The sequence below is a fragment of the Zafaria cholistanensis genome (genome assembly GCF_008580665.1).
Taxonomy (GTDB): domain Bacteria; phylum Actinomycetota; class Actinomycetes; order Actinomycetales; family Micrococcaceae; genus Zafaria; species Zafaria cholistanensis.
On sequence record NZ_BKDJ01000023.1, the window covers coordinates 20,428 to 27,594 of the forward strand.

5 protein-coding genes are annotated in these 7,167 nt (G+C 70.1%); 4 read left to right on the forward strand and 1 reads right to left on the reverse strand.

Annotated elements, in window-relative coordinates:
• The first annotated feature begins 153 nt into the window (after positions 1 to 153).
• From glnA (NCCP_RS14390) to NCCP_RS14400, 3 genes are read left to right on the forward strand one after another with little or no spacing between them, the layout of a single operon-like run.
• On the forward strand, positions 154 to 1,494 hold the full coding sequence (gene glnA / locus NCCP_RS14390; protein WP_149957980.1) for a type I glutamate--ammonia ligase: 1,341 nt from the start codon (positions 154 to 156) through the stop codon (positions 1,492 to 1,494).
• A gap of 10 nt (positions 1,495 to 1,504) precedes the next feature.
• Positions 1,505 to 4,522, forward strand: coding sequence for a bifunctional [glutamine synthetase] adenylyltransferase/[glutamine synthetase]-adenylyl-L-tyrosine phosphorylase (locus NCCP_RS14395; protein WP_149957981.1), 3,018 nt, complete (start codon positions 1,505 to 1,507; stop codon positions 4,520 to 4,522).
• Between the two features lie 24 nt (positions 4,523 to 4,546).
• Complete coding sequence (locus tag NCCP_RS14400; protein WP_149957982.1) at positions 4,547 to 4,876, forward strand: cupin domain-containing protein; 330 nt, start codon at positions 4,547 to 4,549, stop codon at positions 4,874 to 4,876.
• 161 nt (positions 4,877 to 5,037) lie between these two features.
• On the opposite strand, the gene glnA (NCCP_RS14405) is transcribed toward NCCP_RS14400, so the two are convergent.
• Positions 5,038 to 6,462: a type I glutamate--ammonia ligase gene (gene glnA, locus NCCP_RS14405; protein ID WP_149957983.1), complete on the reverse strand. Its 1,425-nt coding sequence runs from the start codon at positions 6,460 to 6,462 to the stop codon at positions 5,038 to 5,040.
• Between the two features lie 197 nt (positions 6,463 to 6,659).
• Between glnA (NCCP_RS14405) and NCCP_RS14410 the strand changes: the two genes are divergently transcribed.
• Positions 6,660 to 7,094, forward strand: a complete 435-nt coding sequence (locus NCCP_RS14410) for an RDD family protein (protein WP_149957984.1) — start codon at positions 6,660 to 6,662, stop codon at positions 7,092 to 7,094.
• Positions 7,095 to 7,167: the final 73 nt, after the last annotated feature.

A 7,167-nucleotide genomic window follows, 5' to 3' on the forward strand; every position in this document is an offset into this window, starting at 1 on the left:
GGGCAACAGACTACTCGACGGCCGGCCGGCACCGTTGACCTGCGCCGTCACGAACCGGCGCGGGGACGGCCGGCGGCGGCGGGCATGGGTAAAGTGGACAGCGGCGGCCACCGGCCGCCACCCCGTAAGCCGTCGTGGTAAGGAGAGCCGCACATGGACCGCCAGCAGGAATTCGTTCTGAGGACCATCGAGGAACGCGATATCCGCTTCGTGCGCCTGTGGTTCACCGACGTCGTTGGTTCGCTGAAGTCGGTGGCGCTGGCCCCGGCCGAGGTGGAGGGCGCCTTCGAGGAGGGTCTGGGCTTCGACGGCTCCTCGATCGAGGGCCTGTCCCGCATCTACGAGTCCGACATGCTGGCCCAGCCGGACCCCTCGACCTTCCAGATCCTGCCCTGGCGCGGGGAAAAGGAACCGACCTCGCGCATGTTCTGCGACATCCTGACCCCGGATGGCGCCCCGTCCGCGGCGGACCCGCGCAACGTGCTCAAGCGCCAGCTGTCCGCGGCCGCGGACATGGGCTTCACCTGCTACACCCACCCGGAAATCGAGTTCTACCTGCTGAAGTCGGACGCGCTCGGGGACCAGGGTGCCCCCGTCCCGGTGGACCAGGGCGGCTACTTCGACCACGTCCCCGGCGGAGTGGGCCAGGACTTCCGGCGCCGGGCCGTCACGATGCTTGAGTCCGTGGGCATCTCCGTAGAGTTCAGCCACCACGAGGGCGGGCCCGGACAGAACGAGATCGACCTGCGCTACGCGGACGCGCTCCAGACCGCGGACAACATCATGACCTTCCGCACGGTCATCAAGGAGGTCGCCCTCCAGCAGGGGATCTACGCGACCTTCATGCCCAAGCCCTTCTCCGACCAGCCCGGCTCCGGCATGCACACCCACTTTTCCCTCTTCGAGGGCGACGCCAACGCGTTCTACGAGGCCGGCCAGGAGTTCCAGCTCTCCACCACGGCCCGCCAGTTCATGGCCGGGATCCTGCGCCACGCGCCCGAGTTCACCGCGGTAACCAACCAGTTCGTGAACTCCTACAAGCGCCTGTGGGGTGGCGGCGAGGCGCCGAGCTACCTGTCGTGGGGCCACAACAACCGCTCCGCTCTGCTGCGCGTGCCGCTGTACAAGCCGAACAAGGGCCTCTCCGCACGGGTCGAATACCGCGGCATCGACTCCGCGGCCAACCCCTACCTCTCCTACGCGGTGCTGCTGGGGGCCGGCCTGAAGGGCATCCGCGAAGGATACGAGCTCCCGCCGGGTGCCGAGGATGACGTCTGGAGCCTCTCGGCCGCCGAGCGCCGGGCCATGGGCCACGACCCGCTGCCGGGGAGCCTGCACGACGCGATCCGCACCATGGAGGAGTCCGAGCTGGTCGCCGAGATCCTGGGCGAGCAGGTGTTCGAGAACTTCCTGCGCAACAAGCGCGACGAGTGGCACGAATACCGCCAGAACGTGAGCCCGTTCGAGCTGAACCGCTACCTGGGCATCCTCTAGCGGCCAGGCCATGAGTCTGACGCGCCGGCTGCTCGCGGCCGGGTTCGGGGACCTGGAGCGGGCCAGGCGCTTCCTCGCCTCCAAGGAGTTCGGGGGCCTTGAGGAGCCGGCGCTGGTGGAGGCTTTCGCCGACGCCCCGGACCCGGACCTGGCCCTCCTGTCGCTGATGCGCCTGGCCGAGCGCGCCCCGCAGGTCCTGGACCTGGTGGGCGACCGGAGCCGATCCCTGCCGCTGTTCCGGCTGCTGGGGTCCTCGGAGGCGCTGGCCGAGTTCCTGATCCGCCATCCGGACCGGCTGCCCCTGCTGGAGCGGCCCCGCCCGGAGGTGCTGGTCCGCGCGCCCGCCGACGGGCTCCGCGCGAAGATGCTGGCCGCGGTGGGGGCGGATGTGGCGGACGGAACCGCCCCCGTGGCCGCCCAGGGGGGCAAAGACGCCTACGTGCTCCTGCGCACCGCCTACCGCGCCCTGCTGGTCGACCTGGCCCTGCGCGACCTGTGCTCGGCAGACCCGTTGCGCTCCATGCCCGACGTCGGGCGCGAACTTGCCGACCTCGCCGGGGCCGCGGTCGAGGCTGCCCTGGCCGTGGCCCGCCTTGAGGCCGCCGAGCGCTTCGGCGCCGCCGCCGTGGCTGCCGTCCGGCTGGCCGTGATCGGCATGGGCAAGTGCGGGGCCGGGGAGCTGAACTACATCTCCGATGTGGACGTCATCTATGTGCATGAGTCCGAGGGCATCGAGGAGGACAGCGCCTCACGGATCGCGGCCGCCCTCGCCACGGGGATCGCCCGCGCGCTGGGTTCCCACGCGGCGGAACCGGCGCTGTGGGAGGTGGACGCGAACCTGCGCCCCGAAGGCAAGGACGGGGTGCTTTCGCGGACGCTGGAGTCCCACATGGCCTACTACCGCCGCTGGGCCCAGAGCTGGGAGTTCCAGGCGCTGCTCAAAGCCCGCTGCATCGCCGGGGACCGGACCCTCGGGACCGCCTACGAGGCCGCGGTGGCCCCGCTGGTGTGGGCCTCCTCCGAGCGCGAGGGCTTCGTCGAGTCCGTCCAGGCCATGCGGCGCAGGGTCACCGAAAACATCCCGGCCCAGGAGGTGGCCCGGCAGCTGAAGCTGGGCCCGGGCGGGCTGCGCGACGTCGAATTCACCGTGCAGCTGCTGCAGCTGGTGCACGGGCGGGTCGACGAGTCCATCCGCGTCCGGGACACCACCTCGGCGATCGCCGCGCTGAGCACGGGCGGGTACATCGGCCGTTCCGACGCGGTCGAGTTCGACACCGCCTACCGCTACCTGCGGGTGCTGGAGCACCGGATCCAGCTCGTCCAGCTGCGCCGGACCCACCTGATGCCGGCCAAGGAGGACGCGCTGCGGGCGCTGGCGAAGTCCTCGCTGGGCCCGGCGGTGACGGTGCGCCCCAGCGCCGAAAAACTGACGGGTGAGTGGCAGCGCACCAAGCGCGGGGTCCGCTCGCTTCACGAACGCATCTTCTACCGCCCGCTGCTGGCCACCGCGGCCCACCTGAGCACCGAGGAGGTCCGCCTCACCCCGGAGGCGGCCCAGGCGCGCCTGAAGGCCCTCGGCTATGCGGATCCGCGCGGCGCGATGCGGCACATCGAGGCGCTCACCGCAGGCGTCAGCCGCCGGGCCGCGCTGCAGCGCCAGCTCCTGCCGGTGCTGCTGGGGTGGATCGCCGAGGGCGTGGACCCGGATGCTGGCCTGCTCGGTTTCCGCCGCCTGAGCGAATCGCTGGGGGAAAGCCACTGGTACCTGGGCATGCTGCGTGACTCGAGCGCCGGGGCCGAACGCCTGTGCCACAGCCTCTCCAACAGCCGCTTCATCACCGACCTGATGGAAGTTTCGCCGGAGTCGGCGGCCTGGCTGGGTGATGACAAGGACCTGGTGCCGATGCCCTTCGAGCAGCAGTGGCACGAGATCACCGCCAAGCTCAGCCGCCACCGGGGACGCCACCAGGCGATGCGGCTGATCCGGCTGATCCGCCGCCGTGAACTGCTGCGCATCGCCCTGGCCGACGGGGCCGGGGTGATCGACCTGGACCAGGTGGGCCGGGCCCTGTCCGACACGGACCAGGCGGCGGTCCTGGGCGCCCTGCGGGTGGCCGAGGACACCGAGTATGCGGACCGCGAGAAGCTCACCGACCTGCTGGTAGTGGCCATGGGCCGGCAGGGGGGCCGCGAGATCGGCTACTGCTCCGACGCCGACGTCATGTTTGTGCACCGGCCCCTTTCCGGGGCGGACCCGCAGGCTGCTCAGGAGCAGGCGCTGCGGATCTGTTCGCGGATGGGGGCGCTGCTGGGCCAGCCGCTGCAGCCGGCCGTGCTGGCCGAGCCCCGGCTGGAGCTGGACGCCGACCTGCGCCCCGAGGGACGGCAGGGACCGCTGGTGCGCTCGCTTGAGGCCTACCGGGAGTATTACCTCCGGTGGGCCCTGGTATGGGAGGCCCAGGCCCTGCTCAGGGCCCGCCCCATGGCCGGGGACGAGGCGCTGGCACGCGACTTCATGGAGCTTGCCGACTCCGTGCGCTACCGCGGCGGACTGGAGGAGAAGGACGTGCGGGAGATCCGCAGGATCAAGGCGCGCGTGGAATCCGAGCGCCTGCCCCGCGGCGCGGACCCGGCACGGCACCTCAAGCTGGGCCGCGGGGCGCTCAGCGACGTCGAATGGCTGGTCCAGCTGCTCCAGCTGCGCCACGCCGCCGAACATCCGGCGCTGCGCACCACCTCGACCCGCCCGGCGCTGCGGGCGCTGGGCGAGGAGGGGCTGCTTCCGTCCGGGGACGTGGAGCTGCTGGACCGGGCGTGGGCCTTGGCCGCGCGCGTGCGAAGTGCCATCGTGGTGTGCACGGGCCGTCCCTCGGACGTGCTGCCCAGTTCGCGCCGCGACTTGGAGGCCGTGGCACGCTGGTGCGGCTATCCGGCGGGGCAGGCGGCCCGCCTGGAGGAGGACTACCTGAAAACCACGCGCCGTGCGCGCCAGGTCTTCGAGCGCCACTTCTACGGGTTCGACGGTTAGGCACACCAGCGAGAGGACACCGCCATGCATGTCACCCAGGCCCAGCTCGAGGAGCTCGCCGCCGAACACCTGGAGAAGGCCAGGGTGGCCTCACACAACCGCAGCGCACACGCGGTGCTCCATGACGGGCGGCTCCGGCACACCCTGGTGGCCCTGGACGCAGGAGGGGAAATCGACGACCATGCCAAGCCCGAGGCGGCCACCATGCAGGTGATGCGCGGGGCGGTGACCGTGACATGGGACGGCGGGGAGACCACCGTCGGGCAGGGGGGCCTGTACGTCCTGCCCGGACCCACCCACAAGGTATCCGCGGCGGAGCCTTCCGTCTTTTTGCTCACCACCATCGCGGACTAGCCCGCGGGGACGGGTCCGGCCGGGACGGCGGCGGAACCCGCCAGGGCTGAAACAACGGCGGCCGAAACAACTATGGCCGAAACAACGACGGCGGGGCCGCACCTTCCGGGAAAGGTGCGGCCCCGCCGTCGTGCCGGCAGCGGCTGCGGTGCAGCGGCCGCCTAGCAGCCGTAGTACAGCTCGAACTCGTACGGGTTCGGGCGCAGGGAGAGCGGCTTGATCTCGTTCTCGCGCTTGTAGTCGATCCAGGTGCGGATCAGGTCCTCGGTGAAGACGTCGCCGGCGAGCAGGAACTCGAAGTCGTTCTCGAGCGCGTTCAGCGCCTCCTCGAGGGAGCCCGGGGCCTTCGCGATGTCCTTGGCTTCCTCGGCCGGCAGCTCGTAGAGGTCCTTGTCGATCGGCGCGGAGGGCTCGATGCGGTTCTTGATGCCGTCGATGCCGGCCATCAGCTGGGCGGCGAAGGCCAGGTACGGGTTGGAGGAGGCGTCCGGGGCGCGGAACTCGATGCGCTTGGCCTTCGGGTTCGAGCCGGTGATCGGAATGCGGATACCGGCGGAGCGGTTGCCCTGCGAGTACACCATGTTGACCGGGGCCTCGAAGCCCTTGACCAGGCGCTTGTAGGAGTTCACCGTCGGGTTGGTGAAGGCCAGGACCGCGTCGGCGTGCTTGAGCAGGCCGCCGATGTACCAGCGGGCGAGGTCGGACAGGCCCGCGTAGCCCTTCTCGTCGTAGAACAGCGGCTCGCCGTTGGACCACAGCGACTGGTGGCAGTGCATGCCCGATCCGTTGTCGCCGAAGATCGGCTTGGGCATGAAGGTGGCGGACTTGCCCCAGGAGTCGGCAACGTTCTTGATGATGTACTTGAACTTCATCAGGTCGTCGGCCGCGTGGACCAGCGTGTTGAACTTGTAGTTGATCTCGGCCTGGCCGGCGCCGCCGACCTCGTGGTGGGAGCGCTCGACCTCAAGGCCCGCGGCGTCCAGCTCCAGGCACATGGCGTCGCGCAGGTCGGCCTGCTTGTCGGTCGGGGAAACCGGGAAGTAGCCGCCCTTGAACGGGGTCTTGTAGCCCTGGTTGCCGCCCTCTTCCTCGCGGCCGGTGTTCCACGGGGCCTCGTCGGAGTCAACCTTGTAGAAGGAACCCTGCGGCTTGGACTCGTACTGGACGTTCTCGAAGATGAAGAACTCGGCCTCGGGGGCGAAGAAGGCGGTGTCGGCGATGCCGGTGGAAGCCAGGTAGGCCTCGGCGCGCTCGGCCACGCCGCGCGGGTCGCGGTGGTACGGCTCGCCGGTGCGCGGGTTCACGATGGAGAAGTTCAGGGCCAGGGTCTTCTCGACGCGGAAGGGGTCGATGAAGGCGGTGGTCACGTCCGGGATCAGCTGCATGTCGGACTCGGCGATGCCCTGGAAGCCGCGGATGGAGGAGCCGTCGAAGAGCTGGCCGTTCACGAAGAAGTCCGCGTCAACCGTCTTGGCGGGAACGTTGAAGTGCTGCTGCACGCCCGGCAGGTCGGTGAATCGGATGTCGACGAACTTCACGTCTTCATCGGCGATGTACTTGAGGACTTCGTCCGGATTCTTGAACAAGGTTGCTCCTAATCGCTGCTCCCGGGTCCACATGGTCCCGTGGGCCGAGGATCGGTTCCCGGCGCCGCACCAAAATGTAGCAACAGGGGGTTACCCGCCTGTGTCCCGATTGTTTCGGGCAGGTTACGCGGCGCGCTCCCGAGCCATCCTGCCGCCCGCCCCGGCGGGGCGCACGGCCCGGCGGTATCCTTGGAGGCGTGGAAAGAAAAGACCTCGGATCGTGGCTTGAGGGCCCTCCCCAACTGAACTCCCAGGCCTGGCCCGGCCAGCGGCTCGGCCGCCCGGAGGATGGTCCCGGCAGCGTGGGCCGCATTGGCCGGCGCGCGGGAGCCCTGGTCATTGACTGGGGGCTGGCCATGGCGCTCTCCGCCTGGTTCTTCGGGGGCGACCCGTTCGCGAACCTGTCCCTGTTCGCCGCCATGCAGCTGTTGTTCGTGGGAGTCACCGGGCATTCGATCGGGCACCGCGTCTTCGGCCTGCAGGTCCAGGGCATGGACGGCAGGCCGGCCAAGCCGCTGGCCGTCCTGGTGCGCACCGCGCTGCTGTGCCTGGTGGTGCCGGCGCTGGTCGCGGACGCGGACCAGCGCGGGCTGCACGACCGCGCCATGGGCACCATCCTTGTGCGGATCTGACCCCGGCAGCACACCGGACGCCGCATATAAGCGCCGCACACAGGGAAGGCCCCGAACCGAACGGTTCGGGGCC

What these genes read in the sequence shown, in the direction of transcription:
- glnA (WP_149957980.1), top strand. Translation starts at nt 154, where the DNA reads ATGGACCGCCAGCAGGAATTCGTTCTGAGGACCATCGAGGAACGCGAT.
- NCCP_RS14395 (WP_149957981.1), top strand. Translation starts at nt 1,505, where the DNA reads ATGAGTCTGACGCGCCGGCTGCTCGCGGCCGGGTTCGGGGACCTGGAG.
- NCCP_RS14400 (WP_149957982.1), top strand. Translation starts at nt 4,547, where the DNA reads ATGCATGTCACCCAGGCCCAGCTCGAGGAGCTCGCCGCCGAACACCTG.